Origin of the sequence: Enterobacter sp. MGH 16 (assembly GCF_000493175.1) — a bacterium.
In the GTDB taxonomy this organism is placed as follows: Bacteria; Pseudomonadota; Gammaproteobacteria; order Enterobacterales; family Enterobacteriaceae; genus Enterobacter; species Enterobacter roggenkampii.
In genome coordinates this window covers 3,671,685-3,687,066 of record NZ_KI535695.1, presented here as the reverse complement: position 1 = coordinate 3,687,066, position 15,382 = coordinate 3,671,685, and the positions used below count along the sequence as shown (strand labels likewise).

General features: G+C 56.7%; 15 protein-coding genes. 12 read left to right on the top strand and 3 right to left on the bottom strand.

Translation table 11 applies throughout. The features are described 5' to 3' along the window. Positions 1–76 precede the first annotated feature (76 nt). Positions 77–976, top strand: coding sequence for a carboxylate/amino acid/amine transporter (locus L362_RS05555; RefSeq protein WP_008501530.1), 900 nt, complete (start codon positions 77–79; stop codon positions 974–976). Here L362_RS05555 and metR read toward each other — a convergent pair. Next, positions 864–1,817 (bottom strand): HTH-type transcriptional regulator MetR, encoded by a 954-nt coding sequence (gene metR / locus L362_RS05560; RefSeq protein ID WP_008501529.1) that lies wholly within the window; start codon positions 1,815–1,817, stop codon positions 864–866. The genes L362_RS05555 and metR overlap by 113 nt on opposite strands. Positions 1,818–1,932: 115 nt before the next feature. Here metR and metE point away from each other — a divergent pair, with 115 nt between their 5' ends. After that, on the top strand, positions 1,933–4,194 hold the full coding sequence (gene metE, locus L362_RS05565; protein ID WP_023345081.1) for a 5-methyltetrahydropteroyltriglutamate--homocysteine S-methyltransferase: 2,262 nt from the start codon (positions 1,933–1,935) through the stop codon (positions 4,192–4,194). A gap of 44 nt (positions 4,195–4,238) precedes the next feature. Here the strand turns inward: metE and L362_RS05570 are convergent, their stop codons facing one another. Then, positions 4,239–5,045 carry a dienelactone hydrolase family protein gene (locus L362_RS05570; RefSeq protein WP_021242857.1) on the bottom strand — a complete coding sequence of 269 codons (807 nt, stop codon included), beginning with the start codon at positions 5,043–5,045 and terminating at the stop codon, positions 4,239–4,241. Between the two features lie 255 nt (positions 5,046–5,300). On the opposite strand from L362_RS05570, the gene udp reads away from it, so the two are divergent. The 9 genes from udp to tatD all read left to right on the top strand — a co-directional run bounded on the left by udp (position 5,301) and on the right by tatD (position 13,212). Beyond that, positions 5,301–6,062 carry a uridine phosphorylase gene (gene udp, locus L362_RS05575; RefSeq protein WP_003860792.1) on the top strand — a complete coding sequence of 254 codons (762 nt, stop codon included), beginning with the start codon at positions 5,301–5,303 and terminating at the stop codon, positions 6,060–6,062. A 140-nt stretch (positions 6,063–6,202) separates the two neighbouring features. Beyond that, positions 6,203–7,660: a DNA recombination protein RmuC gene (rmuC, locus tag L362_RS05580; RefSeq protein WP_021242858.1), complete on the top strand. Its 1,458-nt coding sequence runs from the start codon at positions 6,203–6,205 to the stop codon at positions 7,658–7,660. 66 nt (positions 7,661–7,726) lie between these two features. Continuing rightward, on the top strand, positions 7,727–8,482 hold the full coding sequence (gene ubiE, locus L362_RS05585) for a bifunctional demethylmenaquinone methyltransferase/2-methoxy-6-polyprenyl-1,4-benzoquinol methylase UbiE (protein ID WP_008501525.1): 756 nt from the start codon (positions 7,727–7,729) through the stop codon (positions 8,480–8,482). A gap of 13 nt (positions 8,483–8,495) precedes the next feature. Further along, positions 8,496–9,101: a ubiquinone biosynthesis protein UbiJ gene (gene ubiJ / locus L362_RS05590; RefSeq protein WP_008501524.1), complete on the top strand. Its 606-nt coding sequence runs from the start codon at positions 8,496–8,498 to the stop codon at positions 9,099–9,101. Then, positions 9,098–10,738, top strand: coding sequence for a ubiquinone biosynthesis regulatory protein kinase UbiB (ubiB, locus tag L362_RS05595; RefSeq protein ID WP_008501523.1), 1,641 nt, complete (start codon positions 9,098–9,100; stop codon positions 10,736–10,738). Before ubiJ ends, ubiB begins: the two co-directional genes overlap by 4 nt. Before the next feature lie 76 nt (positions 10,739–10,814). Then, on the top strand, positions 10,815–11,069 hold the full coding sequence (gene tatA / locus L362_RS05600) for a Sec-independent protein translocase subunit TatA (RefSeq protein WP_008501522.1): 255 nt from the start codon (positions 10,815–10,817) through the stop codon (positions 11,067–11,069). A 3-nt stretch (positions 11,070–11,072) separates the two neighbouring features. After that, the gene (gene tatB / locus L362_RS05605) at positions 11,073–11,615 is read left to right on the top strand and encodes a Sec-independent protein translocase protein TatB (protein ID WP_023345080.1); all 543 of its coding nucleotides are present in this window, start codon (positions 11,073–11,075) and stop codon (positions 11,613–11,615) included. A gap of 2 nt (positions 11,616–11,617) precedes the next feature. Beyond that, positions 11,618–12,388 carry a Sec-independent protein translocase subunit TatC gene (gene tatC / locus L362_RS05610; RefSeq protein WP_008501520.1) on the top strand — a complete coding sequence of 257 codons (771 nt, stop codon included), beginning with the start codon at positions 11,618–11,620 and terminating at the stop codon, positions 12,386–12,388. Between the two features lie 41 nt (positions 12,389–12,429). Further along, positions 12,430–13,212 (top strand): 3'-5' ssDNA/RNA exonuclease TatD, encoded by a 783-nt coding sequence (tatD, locus tag L362_RS05615; RefSeq protein ID WP_023345079.1) that lies wholly within the window; start codon positions 12,430–12,432, stop codon positions 13,210–13,212. Here the strand turns inward: tatD and rfaH are convergent. Continuing rightward, positions 13,209–13,700, bottom strand: coding sequence for a transcription/translation regulatory transformer protein RfaH (gene rfaH / locus L362_RS05620; protein WP_021242861.1), 492 nt, complete (start codon positions 13,698–13,700; stop codon positions 13,209–13,211). The two genes, tatD and rfaH, sit on opposite strands and share 4 nt — an antisense overlap. A gap of 170 nt (positions 13,701–13,870) precedes the next feature. Between rfaH and ubiD the strand changes: the two genes are divergently transcribed. Further along, positions 13,871–15,364, top strand: a complete 1,494-nt coding sequence (gene ubiD, locus L362_RS05625) for a 4-hydroxy-3-polyprenylbenzoate decarboxylase (protein WP_008501517.1) — start codon at positions 13,871–13,873, stop codon at positions 15,362–15,364. Positions 15,365–15,382: the final 18 nt, after the last annotated feature.

Sequence of the window (15,382 nt, the reverse complement as noted above, 5' to 3'; positions counted from 1 at the left end):
TTTGGTTGTTTATTGCTCAGTTGTCAACTAAAGAGTTCGCTACAATGCCTGTCCTTCTTTCTGAGAGACAAGCATTGTGGCGCTACTCATTATCACCACTATCCTGTGGGCCTTCTCCTTTAGCCTGATTGGCGAATACCTTGCCGGTTCGGTCGACAGCTACTTCTCGGTGCTGATGCGCGTGGGGCTGGCGGCGCTGGTGTTCCTGCCGTTTCTGCGCACGCGCGGGCAGTCGCTGAAAACGATTGTGCTGTATATGCTGGTGGGGGCGATGCAGCTCGGCATCATGTACCTGTTCAGCTTCCGGGCTTACGTCTACCTGTCCGTCTCGGAATTCCTGCTGTTCACCGTGCTAACACCGCTCTATATCACGCTGATCTACGATTTGCTTAGCAAGCGCCGCCTGCGTTGGGGATATCTGCTGAGCGCGGCGCTGGCGGTGATTGGCGCGGCAATTATTCGCTACGACAAAGTGAGCGATCACTTCTGGACCGGGCTGATGTTCGTCCAGCTCGCCAACATCAGCTTCGCCATCGGCATGGTGGGCTACAAACGCCTGATGGAAACCCGTCCGATGCCGCAGCATAACGCGTTTGCGTGGTTCTACATGGGGGCCGCGATCGTCGCGGTGGCGGCGTGGTTTATGCTGGGTAACCCGCAAAAGCTGCCGACCACCACCGTACAGTGGGGTGTTCTGGTCTGGCTGGGCGTCGTGGCTTCCGGGTTGGGGTACTTCATGTGGAACTACGGCGCGACGCAGGTCGACGCCGGTACGCTCGGGATCATGAACAACGTACATGTTCCTGCAGGGCTGCTGGTCAACCTTGCCATCTGGCAGCAACAGCCGCACTGGCCGAGCTTCCTTATTGGGGGAGCGGTGATCCTGGCTTCGCTGTGGGTCCATCGACGCTGGGTCGCTCCGCGCTCCGCACAAACGGAAGATGGTCGCACGCGTGGTTCCGCGCTGAGCGAATAAACGCCTCCGTAATCGGCTGACGCTGCTCGCCATCGCGCACGGCGGCGTACAGCCGGCTCCACAGTCCTTCACCCAGGGTTTTGGTGACCACCAGGCCCTGGCGTTCAAAACTCTCCACCACCCAGTGCGGCAGCGCCGCGATACCCATGCTGGCCGCCACCATCTGAATCAACAGCAAGGTGTTATCCACGCTTTTCAGCTGCGGGCTAATGCCTGCGGGCTGCAGGAAGTGACGCCAGATATCCAGACGACTGCGCTGCACCGGGTAAATCAGCAGCGTTTCCGTTGCCAGGTCTTCCGGCGTGATGCGCGTTTTGGTCGCCAGCGGATGGTCCGGTGCCAGCACCAGGCGCACCTCATAATCAAACATCGGCGAATAGTGCAGGCCGCTGCGCGGCAGAATATCGGACGTCATCACCAGATCCAGCTCGCCCTGCTGCAGCGAGGGCTGCGGGTCGAACGTCACGCCGGATTTAAAGTCCATCTCCACCTGCGGCCACTTCTGGCGGAAGTTCTCAAGCGCGGGGGTCAGCCACTGAATACAGCTGTGGCACTCAATGGCGATACGCAGCGTGGTCTGCTGCGGTTCGTTACACGCCTGCAGCGCGCTGGCGATCTGCGGCAGAACCTGATTCGCCAGCTGAAGCAAAATTTCGCCCTGCGGCGTAAAGCGCAGCGGCTGGCTCTTACGCACAAAAAGACGGAAGCCGAGGCGTTGTTCCAGATCGCTGAACTGGTGAGAAAGGGCGGACTGGGTCTGGTGCAGCGTGGCCGCCGCTGCCGCGAGCGATCCGCAGTTCCGCAACGCTTGCAGCGTTTTCAGGTGTTTTATCTCGATCATGAAAGTCCTTCACTTCGCCATGAACATTTTGCGCTTGAGGAATATACAGTACCTGCCAATTATAGAAGTGTAAACATCTGGACGTCTAAATAACGAATTTCACAAGGGGCATACCATGACAATCCGTAATCACACTCTCGGTTTCCCTCGCGTTGGCCTGCGTCGCGAGCTGAAAAAAGCGCAAGAAAGCTACTGGGCGGGGAACGCCACCCGTGAAGAACTGCTGGCGGTGGGGCGCGAGCTGCGCGCCCGTCACTGGGAGCAGCAGAAGCAGGCGGGGATTGACCTGCTGCCGGTGGGCGATTTCGCCTGGTACGACCATGTTCTGACGACCAGCCTGCTGCTTGGCAACGTGCCGGCTCGTCATCAGAACAACGATGGATCGGTAGATATCGATACCCTGTTCCGTATCGGCCGTGGCCGTGCGCCAACGGGTGAGCCAGCGGCAGCGGCGGAAATGACCAAGTGGTTTAACACTAACTATCACTATATGGTGCCGGAGTTCGTAAAAGGTCAGCAGTTCAGGCTGACCTGGACGCAGCTTCTGGATGAAGTGGACGAAGCGCTGGCGCTGGGCCACCAGGTGAAACCCGTACTGTTGGGGCCACTGACCTATCTGTGGTTGGGGAAAGTCAAAGGCGAGCAGTTCGATCGTCTGAGCCTGCTGAAGGACATTCTGCCGGTCTACAAACAGGTGCTGATTGAGCTGGGCAAACGCGGCATTCAGTGGGTGCAAATCGACGAGCCCGCGCTGGTGCTTGAGCTGCCGCAGGAGTGGCTTGATGCTTTCAAACCGGCTTACGATGCACTCAACGGGCAGGTGAAGCTGTTGCTCACTACCTATTTCGAAGGCGTGACGCCAAACCTGAAGACCATTACCGCGCTGCCGGTTCAGGGCCTGCACGTTGACCTCGTTCACGGTAAAGACGATGTCGCGGAGCTGCACAAGCGCCTGCCAGCTGACTGGCTGCTCTCCGCCGGGCTGGTTAACGGTCGCAACGTCTGGCGTGCCGATCTGACCGAGAAATACGCGCAGATCAAGGACATCTTCGGTAAACGTGAACTGTGGGTGGCATCCTCTTGCTCGCTGCTGCACAGCCCAATCGATCTCAGCGTGGAAACCCGTCTCGACCCTGAAGTAAAAAGCTGGTTTGCCTTCGCCCTGCAAAAATGTGAAGAGCTGGCGCTGCTGCGCGATGCGCTGAACAGCGGCGACACGGCGGCGATTCGCGAATGGAGTGCGCCAATCCAGGCGCGCCGCCACTCGGCTCGCGTGCACAACCCGGCGGTAGAAAAACGCCTGGCGGCCATCACCGCCCGGGACAGCCAGCGCCAGAGCCCGTATGAAGTCCGTGCCGAAGCCCAGCGCACCCGCTTCAACCTGCCCGCGTGGCCAACCACCACTATCGGTTCCTTCCCGCAGACCACCGAAATCCGCGGCCTGCGTCTGGACTTCAAAAAGGGGAATCTGGATGCGAATCACTACCGCACCGGGATTGCCGAACACATCAAGCAGGCGATTATCGAGCAGGAGCGGCTGGGGCTGGACGTGCTGGTGCACGGCGAGGCCGAGCGTAACGACATGGTGGAATACTTCGGTGAACACCTGGACGGGTTCGTCTTTACCCAGAACGGCTGGGTGCAAAGCTATGGCTCCCGCTGCGTCAAGCCGCCGGTGGTCATCGGTGACGTCAGCCGTCCGGAGCCGATCACGGTTGAGTGGGCGAAGTACGCCCAGTCCCTGACCGACAAGCCGGTAAAAGGCATGCTCACCGGTCCGGTGACCATTCTTTGCTGGTCCTTCCCGCGTGAGGACGTAACCCGCGAGACCATCGCGAAGCAAATCGCGCTGGCACTGCGTGATGAAGTGGCGGATCTGGAAGCTGCAGGCATAGGCATCATCCAGATTGACGAACCGGCGCTGCGCGAAGGTCTGCCGCTGCGTCGTAGCGACTGGGATGCCTACCTGCAGTGGGGCGTGGAGGCATTCCGCATCAACGCCGCGGTGGCGAAGGACGACACCCAGATCCACACCCACATGTGTTACTGCGAATTCAACGACATCATGGATTCGATTGCCGCGCTGGACGCTGACGTGATCACCATCGAGACCTCGCGTTCAGACATGGAGCTGCTGGAGTCGTTTGAAGAGTTCGACTACCCGAACGAAATCGGTCCGGGGGTGTACGACATCCACTCTCCGAACGTGCCGAGCGTGGAGTGGATTGAGTCGCTGCTGAAAAAAGCGGCCCAGCGCATTCCGGCAGAGCGTCTGTGGGTGAACCCGGACTGCGGCCTGAAAACTCGCGGCTGGCCGGAGACGCGTGCCGCGCTGGCGAACATGGTGAAGGCGGCGCAAAACTTGCGTCAGGCTTGATGATGCGTAGGCCCGGTAAGGCGTAGACGCCACCGGGCTTTTTTTTACGCTTTTTTACCGCCGTACTGGCTGAACCACGCCAGCATTCTCTGCCAGCCGTCTTTGGCTGATTCCGCGTGATAGCTCGGACGATAATCCGCGTTAAACGCGTGCCCGGCATCCGGATACACCACGATCTCCGCCTTCGCATTGGCCGCACGGAGCGCATGGCGCATGGTCTCTACCGAATCCAGCGAAATACCGGTGTCCTGACCGCCATACAGCCCTAATACGGGGGCATTCAGCTCCGTGGCAATATCCACGGGATGTTTCGGTGAATTGAGCGTTTTTTCACCTACCAGTTTACCGTACCAGGCCACAGCGGCTTTAAGCTGCGGGTTATGCGCGGCATACAGCCAGCTGATGCGTCCGCCCCAGCAGAAACCGGTGACCAGCAGACGATGGGGATCGCCCCCGTTGCGCGCCGCCCAGCTGGCGACGTGGTCGAGATCGGCCAGCACCTGCGCGTCCGGGACTTTGCTGACCAGGTTGCTAAGCAAGGTGGGAATATCGCTGTAGTCGTTCGGATCGCCCTGGCGGAAGTAGAGCTCTGGCGCAACGGCCAGATAGCCTTCCAGCGCCAGCCGGCGGCAGAGGTCGCGAATATGTTCGTGAACGCCGAAAATTTCCTGGACCACGATTACGATGGGCAGCGGACCGTCTGCCGATTTTGGTCGGGCGTGGTAAGCAGGCATATTCTCTCCCTGCGAGGGAATAGAGGTCTCACCCGCCGTGATGGCCTCTTCAGACGTTGAGACGATGGTTGAGGCATGCGGCGCCGCAGCAGGTGCAAAACCGGTTTTTTCAGTCATGGCATTCTCCGTACCAATGAGTTAGCGCAAAGGTAAATATAGTCACCAGGTTAACAACTCACAGTGCCTTAAACGGTCTATCTTTTGTGCAGCACCTGACGATATAACTTGTTAATGTGATGTAAATCACCTTTTTATGGAAATTCAATGCAATCATTTTCATTCATGGTGAGATGTGTCACGAAATTATGCTTTCCGCTTCTGTAAAGTACCGTTTTACTTCTTCTGACTAACCGACCCACAGAGGAGTCACCTATGTCTAAGTCTGATGTTTTTCATCTCGGCCTCACTAAAAACGATTTACAAGGGGCTACGCTCGCTATCGTCCCTGGCGATCCGGAGCGTGTGGAAAAGATCGCCGCGCTGATGGATAAGCCGGTTAAGCTGGCAGCCCATCGTGAATTCACCACCTGGCGCGCAGAGCTGGATGGTAAAGCCGTGATCGTGTGTTCTACCGGTATCGGTGGCCCGTCTACGTCTATTGCTGTTGAAGAGCTGGCACAGCTGGGCATTCGTACTTTCCTGCGTATCGGTACGACCGGTGCCATTCAGCCGCACATCAACGTGGGCGACGTGCTGGTCACGACCGCGTCCGTGCGTCTGGATGGCGCAAGCCTGCACTTTGCGCCGATGGAATTCCCGGCAGTAGCAGACTTTGAATGTACCACCGCGCTGGTTGAAGCCGCGAAATCCGTGGGCGCGACCACTCACGTGGGCGTAACCGCTTCGTCCGATACCTTCTATCCCGGTCAGGAGCGTTACGACACCTTCTCTGGCCGCGTGGTAAGCCGCTTCAAAGGCTCTATGGAAGAGTGGCAGTCCATGGGCGTGATGAACTACGAAATGGAATCCGCCACGCTGCTGACCATGTGCGCAAGCCAGGGCCTGCGTGCCGGTATGGTGGCGGGCGTTATCGTCAACCGTACTCAGCAGGAGATCCCGAACGCTGAAACCATGAAGCAGACCGAAAGTCATGCAGTGAAAATCGTGGTTGAAGCCGCGCGTCGCCTGATCTAATCCTCTCCTTTCGAAATCAAAGGCCGACACGTTCGGCCTTTATTTTTTGCGTAGCGCCTCGCAGGAAAACCCTTTCAAACTGGACGTTTATACAGCACAATCTTATTTTGTGCGGGTAATACGTTGATGCAGGGGGCATTGTGGATATCTCAGTCCTGATTTATGCGGTGATTGCGCTGGCGGGCGTGGCGATAGGCTGGCTCATTTCCAGCTATCAGCATGCACAGCAGAAGGCCGATCAGCTGGCTGAACGCGAAGAGATCGTCGCCGAATTAAGCGCGGCAAAGCAGCAGCTTGCGCTGAGTGATCACTGGCGAGAGGAGTGCGAGTTACTCAACAACGAGCTACGCAACCTGAGAGATATCAACACCTCACTGGAGGCCGATCTCCGCGAAGTGACCACCCGGCTGGAATCCACTCAACTGCATGCGGAAGATAAAATCCGCCAGATGATCAACAGCGAGCAGCGCCTCAGCGAACAGTTTGAAAACCTCGCGAACCGTATTTTTGAGCACAGCAACCGCCGCGTTGACGAGCAGAACCGCCAGAGCCTGAACAGCCTGCTGACGCCCCTGCGTGAACAGCTGGACGGCTTCCGCCGCCAGGTACAGGACAGCTTTGGTCAGGAAGCCCGAGAGCGGCACACCCTGGCGCATGAAATCCGCAATCTCCAGCAGCTGAATGCCCAGATGGCGCAGGAGGCGGTCAACCTCACCCGCGCGCTTAAAGGGGATAACAAAACCCAGGGCAACTGGGGAGAAGTGGTGCTGACCCGCGTCCTGGAAGCCTCTGGCCTGCGGGAAGGGTATGAATACGAAACGCAGGTGAGTATCGAAAACGATGCCCGCTCGCGAATGCAGCCGGATGTGATTGTGCGGCTGCCGCAGGGCAAAGATGTGGTGATTGACGCCAAAATGACGCTGGTGGCGTATGAGCGTTACTTCAATGCGGAGGATGACTACACCCGAGAATCGGCGCTGCAGGAGCACATTGCCTCGGTGCGTAATCATATTCGCCTGCTCGGCAGGAAAGACTATCAGCAGCTACCGGGGCTGCGCTCGCTGGACTATGTCCTGATGTTTATTCCAGTAGAGCCCGCGTTTCTGCTGGCACTCGACAGGCAGCCTGAACTCATCACCGAAGCGCTCAAAAATAATATTATGCTGGTCAGCCCCACTACGCTGCTGGTGGCCTTACGCACCATTGCGAACCTGTGGCGCTACGAGCACCAGAGCCGCAACGCGCAGCAGATTGCCGACCGCGCCAGCAAGCTGTACGACAAAATGCGCCTCTTCGTGGACGACATGTCCTCAGTCGGGCAGAGCCTGGACCGCGCGCAGGATAACTACCGTCAGGCGATGAAAAAACTCGCCTCAGGACGTGGCAATCTTCTGGCGCAGGCCGAATCATTCCGCAGCCTGGGGGTTGAGGTGAAACGCGAGATTAATCCGGAATTAGTTGAGCAGGCTACCGCCCAGGACGACGAGTTTCGCCTGCGTGAAGGGGCGGACGAACAAAAGACAAACAGTGAAGACAACACGTTAGCGGTGGATTTATCACCAGACGAGACTCCGGCGCGTTTCTTTCGCGGTGGTTGAAACGTAGGGCAATTGCGCCCAATCTGTTACACTTCACGAACATTTTACTGATAAGCAGGCTCTGAGATGGTTGACGATTCACAAGACACAACGCACTTTGGCTTTCAGACTGTCGCCAAAGCGCAGAAAGCTGACATGGTGGCCCACGTATTTCATTCCGTGGCGGCGAAGTACGATGTGATGAATGACCTGATGTCGTTCGGCATTCATCGCTTGTGGAAGCGCTTCACTATCGACTGTAGCGGCGTGCGTCGTGGACAAACGGTGCTGGATTTAGCCGGTGGTACGGGCGATTTAACCGCGAAATTCTCTCGTCTGGTGGGCGAAACCGGGCGCGTTGTCCTCGCCGATATTAATGACTCCATGCTCAAAATGGGCCGCGAAAAGCTGCGTAACATCGGCGTGGTGGGGAACGTGGAATATGTGCAGGCCAACGCTGAAGCGCTGCCATTTCCGGATAATACCTTTGACTGCATCACGATCTCCTTCGGTCTGCGTAACGTGACCGATAAAGAAAAAGCGCTGCGCTCCATGTATCGCGTGCTGAAGCCGGGTGGACGCCTGCTGGTGCTCGAATTCTCCAAACCGATTATCGAGCCGCTGAGCAAAGCTTACGACGCCTATTCCTTCCACGTGCTGCCGCGCATCGGTGAGCTGGTGGCTAACGACGCGGAAAGCTATCGCTATCTGGCGGAATCTATCCGTATGCACCCGGATCAAGACACCTTAAAAGCCATGATGCAGGATGCTGAATTCGAGAACGTTGAATATTTCAACCTGACGGCGGGTGTCGTCGCGCTGCATCGCGGTTACAAGTTCTGAGTGGAGGTGTCCCGTGCCCTTTAAACCCTTAGTCTCCGCAGGTATCGAAAACGTACTGAATGCCTTTCTCTATCGTGCGCCAGCGCTGAAAGCTGCGCGTCAGCGGCTAAACGGGAAGGTATTACGCATTGTTTTAAAAGAGTTCTCGACGCCGCTTGTGCTGGTCTTCAGCGAACGCCAGCTTGACGTTCTGGGGGCGTGGGAAGGTGACGCCGACTGCTCGGTCATCACGCACATGAGCGTGCTGCCAAAACTGCGCGATCGCCAGCAATTAACGGCACTTATCCGCAGCGGTGAGCTGGAAGTGGAAGGCGACATTCAGGTCGTGCAGAACTTCGTTGCGCTTACCGATCTGGCGGAGTTTGATCCGGCAGAGCTGCTCGCGCCGTTTATCGGTGACATTGCCGCGGAAGGCATCGGGAAGGTTCTTCATGGTGGCGCGTCCTTTGCGCGTAAAAGCCTGCTACGTCAGCAACGCTATGCGGCGGAAGTACTGACTGAAGAGTGGCGAATGGCCCCCGGACCGCTGGAAGTGGCATGGTTTGCGGAAGAAACCGCGGCTGTTGAACGTGCGGTTGATGCGTTAACCAAACGGCTGGAAAAACTGGAGGGCAAATGACGCCTGGTGAAATTCGGCGCCTCTACTTCATTATTCGTACCTTTTTGAGCTACGGGCTCGACGAGCTGATCCCTAAAATGCGTATCACGCTGCCGCTTCGTATCTGGCGGCGGATGCTGTTCTGGATGCCTAACCGCCATAAAGGTCAGCCGCTGGGCGAACGCCTTCGCCTGGCGCTGCAGGAGCTTGGCCCGGTATGGATTAAGTTCGGGCAGATGCTGTCGACCCGCCGCGATCTCTTTCCGCCGCACATTGCCGATGAACTGGCGATGCTGCAGGACCGTGTTGCCCCGTTTGACGGGGTGAGGGCGAAGAAACAGATCGAAGAGGCGATGGGTAATCTTCCCGTTGAAACCTGGTTTGACGATTTCGAAATAGAACCGCTGGCGTCGGCTTCTATTGCTCAGGTGCACACTGCGCGTCTGAAAGAAAACGGCAAAGAGGTGGTGATTAAGGTGATCCGCCCGGATATTCTGCCGATCATCAAAGCCGACATGAAGCTGATTTACCGTCTGGCCCGTTGGGTTCCGCGTTTATTACCTGATGGCCGCCGACTGCGCCCGATGGAAGTGGTGCGGGAATATGAAAAAACACTGATTGATGAGCTAAACCTGCTGCGCGAATCGGCAAACGCTATTCAGCTGCGTCGCAACTTTGAAAACAGCCCGATGCTTTATGTCCCTGAAGTCTATTCTGACTACTGCAGCCAGAACATGATGGTGATGGAGCGTATCTACGGTATTCCGGTTTCGGATGTGGTGGCCCTGGAGAAGCAGGGAACGAACATGAAGCTGTTGGCCGAGCGTGGCGTGCAGGTCTTCTTCACCCAGGTGTTCCGCGACAGCTTTTTCCATGCGGACATGCACCCGGGCAATATCTTCGTGAGCTACGAGCACCCTGAGGATCCGAAGTATATCGGTATCGACTGCGGGATTGTGGGGTCGCTGAATAAAGAAGATAAACGGTATCTGGCCGAGAACTTCATCGCGTTCTTCAACCGCGACTACCGTAAGGTGGCCGAGCTGCACGTCGATTCCGGCTGGGTGCCGCCGGACACCAACGTCGAAGAGTTCGAGTTTGCGATCCGGACCGTTTGCGAACCGATTTTTGAAAAACCGCTGGCGGAAATCTCCTTCGGACATGTGCTGTTGAACCTGTTCAACACGGCTCGCCGCTTTAATATGGAAGTTCAGCCACAGCTAGTTTTACTTCAGAAAACACTACTTTACGTTGAGGGTGTAGGCCGACAGCTCTATCCTCAGTTAGACTTGTGGAAGACCGCGAAACCCTTCCTGGAATCCTGGATTAAGGATCAGGTTGGCATTCCGGCGCTGGTGCGCTCGCTGAAAGAGAAAGGCCCGTTCTGGATAGAAAAAATGCCTGAAATTCCTGAACTGGTTTATGACAGTTTGCGTCAGAGCAAGAACCTTCAGCACAGCATGGATAAAATCGCTCGCGAACTTCAGTCCAGCCGTGTTCGCCAGGGCCAGTCACGCTATCTCTTTGGGATTGGCGCAACGCTGCTGCTGAGCGGCACGCTGCTGCTGATCAACCGCCCGGAGTGGCAGATGATGCCCGCCTGGCTGATGGCCGCCGGGGTGGTTGTCTGGCTTGCCGGATGGCGAAAAACGCGCTGAGTTTGCGTCGCTATCGACAGGTCGCATACGTATAATGCGACCTGACTTATTAATCATCTATCCCTGAGGAACATGTATGGGTGGTATCAGTATCTGGCAATTGTTGATCATTGCCGTCATCGTCGTGCTGCTGTTTGGCACCAAAAAGCTCGGTTCTATTGGTTCCGATCTGGGCGCGTCTATCAAAGGCTTCAAAAAAGCGATGAGCGATGATGAGAGCAAGCAGGATAAAACCAGCCAGGACGCTGACTTTACTGCTAAATCCATCACCGACAAGCAAGAGGAAGCCAAAAAGGAAGACGCTAAACGCCACGATAAAGAGCAGGTGTAAGTCGTGTTCGACATTGGTTTTAGTGAGCTCCTGCTGGTCTTTGTGATTGGCCTGATCGTGCTGGGGCCTCAGCGTCTGCCGGTGGCGGTGAAAACCGTTGCGGGCTGGGTTCGTGCGCTGAGATCGCTGGCATCGACCGTTCAGAATGAACTGGCCCAGGAGCTTAAGCTGCAGGAATTTCAGGAAAGCCTGAAAAAGGTTGAGAAGGCGAGCATGGATAACCTGACGCCGGAACTGAAAGCGTCAATGGATGAGCTGCGCGAAGCGGCGGAATCCATGAAGCGCTCCTATAGCATCAACGATCCTGAAAAAGCGAGCGACGAAGCGAACACCATCCATAACCCGGTGGTGAAGGGCAGCGAAGAACAGTGTGAGGGCGTCACGCCTGCCAGCGCTGAACATCAGGCTGCTGCGCCTGAACAGACGCCGCAGGAAACCGAAGTGAAAAAGCAGGTGCAGCCGGAAAAGCCCGTGGTTAACGCTGCCGAGGCAAAACCCGCCGCGCCCGTTTCCGAATCATCCCCCTCGTCGAGTGATAAAGCGTAAACATGGCTGTAGATGATACTCAACCGCTGATTACGCACCTCATAGAGCTGCGTAAGCGTCTGTTAAACTGCATTATTGCGGTTCTCGTTATTTTTCTATGCCTGGTCTATTTCGCCAACGATATCTACCAGGTGGTTTCTGCGCCGCTGATCAAGCAGATGCCGCTGGGCGCAACGATGATTGCAACAGACGTTGCTTCCCCGTTCTTTACCCCCATCAAGTTGACCTTTTGGGTGTCGTTGATTGCCTCTGCGCCCGTCATTCTGTACCAGGTGTGGGCCTTTGTGGCGCCGGCACTGTATAAGCACGAACGCAAGCTGGTCATTCCGCTGCTGGTATCCAGTTCGCTGCTGTTCTATATCGGCATGGCGTTTGCCTATTTCGTTGTCTTCCCGCTGGCCTTCGGCTTCCTGACGCATACCGCGCCGGAAGGCGTCCAGGTGTCGACGGATATCGCCAGCTATCTTAGCTTTGTGATGGCGCTGTTTATGGCGTTTGGGGTGGCATTCGAAGTGCCGGTGGCCATTGTGCTGCTCTGCTGGGTAGGGGTCACCACGCCGGATGACTTGCGTAAGAAGCGTCCGTATATCCTGGTCGGCGCCTTCGTTGTCGGCATGTTGTTGACCCCGCCGGATGTATTCTCCCAGACGCTGCTGGCCATACCGATGTACTGCCTGTTTGAGGTCGGCGTCTTCTTCTCACGTTTCTACGTGGGTAAAGGGCGTCGGTCGGATGACGAAGACGATACGTCCGACAAGACCACTGAAGAGTAAAACCAGCCGCCCGTCAGGGCGGTTGTTATATGGGGATTCGTATGTTTGATATCGGACTCAACCTGACCAGCTCGCAGTTTGCGAAAGATCGTGATGAGGTGGTTGCGCGCGCGTTTGCCGCCGGGGTGAAAGGACTGCTGCTGACGGGCACCAACCTGTATGAGAGCGAGCAGGCGCAGCAACTGGCGCAACGCTACGAACGCTGTTGGTCTACCGCTGGTGTGCATCCTCACGACAGCAGCCAGTGGACCCCGGAAAGCGGGGAAACCCTGCGCAGGCTGGCGAAGACACCGGAAGTGGTGGCGATTGGCGAATGCGGCCTCGATTTCAACCGTAACTTTTCCACGCCTGAAGAGCAGGAAAAGGCGTTCACTGCCCAGCTTGCGCTGGCGGCAGAGCTTGAAATGCCCGTATTTATGCACTGCCGCGACGCGCATGAGCGTTTCCTGGCGCTTCTGGAACCGTGGGTCGAGAAACTGCCCGGCGCGGTGCTGCACTGCTTCACCGGCTCACGGCAGGAGGCGCTGGAGTGCCTGGAACGCGGGCTTTATCTGGGCATTACCGGCTGGGTTTGCGACGAGCGCCGCGGGCTTGAGCTTCGGGAGCTGCTACCGGCGATCCCGGCTGACCGGTTGCTCCTTGAAACGGATGCGCCCTATCTGCTCCCGCGCGATATGCAACCCAAACCGGCATCGCGACGCAATGAGCCCGCTTATCTGGGGCACATAGTTGAGCGCGTCGCGACGTGGCGCGGAGAAGATCCGCACTGGCTTTCCGCACAGACGGATGACAACGTGCGTAATCTGTTTGGGATAAACGTTTAAAGTTTGCGGAAGTCGGTGTTTTTAACGCTCTGCAGCACCTGCTTGTTCAGCAGATTAAGCAACAGCATAGAGCGCGCTTCTCCGTCCGGCTCGGCAAAAATCGCCTGAAGGCCTTCGAAAGCCCCTTCGGTAATCACGACGCTATCGCCCGTGTAGGGCGTTTCCGGGTCGGTAAGGTCTTCGGGCTGCTGATAAATCGACAGCTGGTGGATGACCGATGGGGGAACCGTCGCGGGGTGGGCGCCAAAGCGAACAAAATGGCTGACGCCGCGCGTGGCGCTGATGGTGGTGGTGTGGATCACCTCCGGATCGAACTCCACGAACAGGTAGTTCGGGAACAACGGCTCGCTAACGGTTGTGCGCTTCCCGCGCTGCATTTTTTCAAGCGTGATCACGGGCGTCAGGCAATTGACTGACTGACGTTCAAGATGTTCCTGTGCGCGCTGAAGTTGCCCGCGTTTGCAATACAGTAAATACCAGGCCTGCATAATCACTCTTTCCCTTAGTTCGGGGCGCAAGCATATCAAAACCTTGGCGGGATCGCTAAGTTGATTATAATGGGCGAAAATGGGACAGAACGCATAACTTCACGCTAATTTAACAAAATTACAGCATCAAGCAGTCTTACGCCGTATAATGAAGCGCTTACAGAGAGGCCATGATTAACTGCATGAAATACCACGATCTCCGCGACTTCCTGACGCTGCTGGAAAAGCAGGGTGAACTCAAACGTATAACACTTCCTGTTGATCCTTATCTGGAGATGACAGAAATTGCTGACCGCACCCTGCGTGCCGGTGGCCCTGCATTACTGTTTGAAAATCCGAAAGGGTACGCCATGCCGGTGCTGTGCAACCTGTTTGGTACACCGCGTCGCGTCGCACTGGGGATGGGGCAGGAAGACGTCACGGCCCTGCGTGAGGTCGGTAAGCTGCTGGCCTTCCTGAAAGAGCCGGAGCCGCCGAAAGGCTTCCGCGATCTGTTCGACAAGCTGCCGCAGTTTAAGCAGGTGCTAAACATGCCCACCAAACGCCTGCGCGGCGCGCCCTGCCAGCAGAAGGTGCTGGAAGGCGATGCGGTTGATTTGACTAAAATCCCTATCATGCAGTGCTGGCCGGAAGATGCCGCGCCGCTGATCACCTGGGGACTGACCGTCACGCGCGGTCCGCACAAAGAGCGCCAGAATCTTGGTATTTACCGCCAGCAGTTGATTGGCAAGAATAAGCTCATCATGCGCTGGCTGTCGCATCGCGGCGGCGCGCTCGATTTCCAGGAGTGGTGTGCTGCGCGTCCGGGTGAACGTTTCCCGGTGTCTGTCGCGCTCGGCGCCGATCCGGCCACCATTCTCGGGGCCGTCACGCCCGTACCGGATACGCTCTCGGAATATGCCTTTGCAGGCCTGCTGCGCGGAACGAAAACGGAAGTCGTGAAGTGTATCTCTAACGATCTCGAAGTTCCGGCCAGTGCAGAAATTGTGCTGGAAGGTTACATTGAGCAGGGTGAACTGGCGCCAGAAGGCCCTTACGGCGACCACACCGGCTATTACAACGAAGTGGATAACTTCCCGGTGTTTACCGTGACGCACATTACGCAGCGTGAAGATGCGATTTATCACTCCACGTATACCGGGCGTCCACCGGATGAACCGGCAGTACTGGGCGTGGCGCTGAATGAAGTGTTTGTGCCGATCCTGCAAAAGCAGTTTCCGGAAATTGTTGATTTTTATCTGCCGCCTGAAGGATGCTCGTATCGCCTGGCAGTGGTCACGATGAAGAAGCAGTATCCTGGTCACGCGAAACGCGTGATGATGGGCGTGTGGTCTTTCCTGCGCCAGTTTATGTATACCAAATTTGTTATTGTCTGCGATGATGACGTTAACGCCCGCGACTGGAATGACGTAATCTGGGCTATTACCACGCGAATGGACCCGGCGCGCGATACGGTGTTAGTCGAAAACACGCCGATAGATTACCTGGATTTTGCCTCGCCGGTTTCCGGCCTTGGCTCAAAAATGGGACTGGATGCCACAAATAAATGGCCTGGCGAAACCGATCGTGAATGGGGTCGCCCGATCAAAAAAGATCCTGCTGTGACCGCGCGTATTGATGCGATCTGGGACGAACTGGCCATAATGAATAACGGTAAACCCTGAGCTGACCGTTAAGCCCTA

Bases quoted from the DNA above. Each gene is read 5' to 3' on its own strand.
- L362_RS05570 (WP_021242857.1), bottom strand. From the start codon at position 5,045: ATGACTGAAAAAACCGGTTTTGCACCTGCTGCGGCGCCGCATGCCTCA.
- metR (WP_008501529.1), bottom strand. From the start codon at position 1,817: ATGATCGAGATAAAACACCTGAAAACGCTGCAAGCGTTGCGGAACTGC.
- ubiE (WP_008501525.1), top strand. From the start codon at position 7,727: ATGGTTGACGATTCACAAGACACAACGCACTTTGGCTTTCAGACTGTC.
- tatC (WP_008501520.1), top strand. From the start codon at position 11,618: ATGGCTGTAGATGATACTCAACCGCTGATTACGCACCTCATAGAGCTG.
- rfaH (WP_021242861.1), bottom strand. From the start codon at position 13,700: ATGCAGGCCTGGTATTTACTGTATTGCAAACGCGGGCAACTTCAGCGC.
- ubiD (WP_008501517.1), top strand. From the start codon at position 13,871: ATGATTAACTGCATGAAATACCACGATCTCCGCGACTTCCTGACGCTG.
- ubiB (WP_008501523.1), top strand. From the start codon at position 9,098: ATGACGCCTGGTGAAATTCGGCGCCTCTACTTCATTATTCGTACCTTT.
- tatD (WP_023345079.1), top strand. From the start codon at position 12,430: ATGTTTGATATCGGACTCAACCTGACCAGCTCGCAGTTTGCGAAAGAT.
- udp (WP_003860792.1), top strand. From the start codon at position 5,301: ATGTCTAAGTCTGATGTTTTTCATCTCGGCCTCACTAAAAACGATTTA.
- metE (WP_023345081.1), top strand. From the start codon at position 1,933: ATGACAATCCGTAATCACACTCTCGGTTTCCCTCGCGTTGGCCTGCGT.
- tatA (WP_008501522.1), top strand. From the start codon at position 10,815: ATGGGTGGTATCAGTATCTGGCAATTGTTGATCATTGCCGTCATCGTC.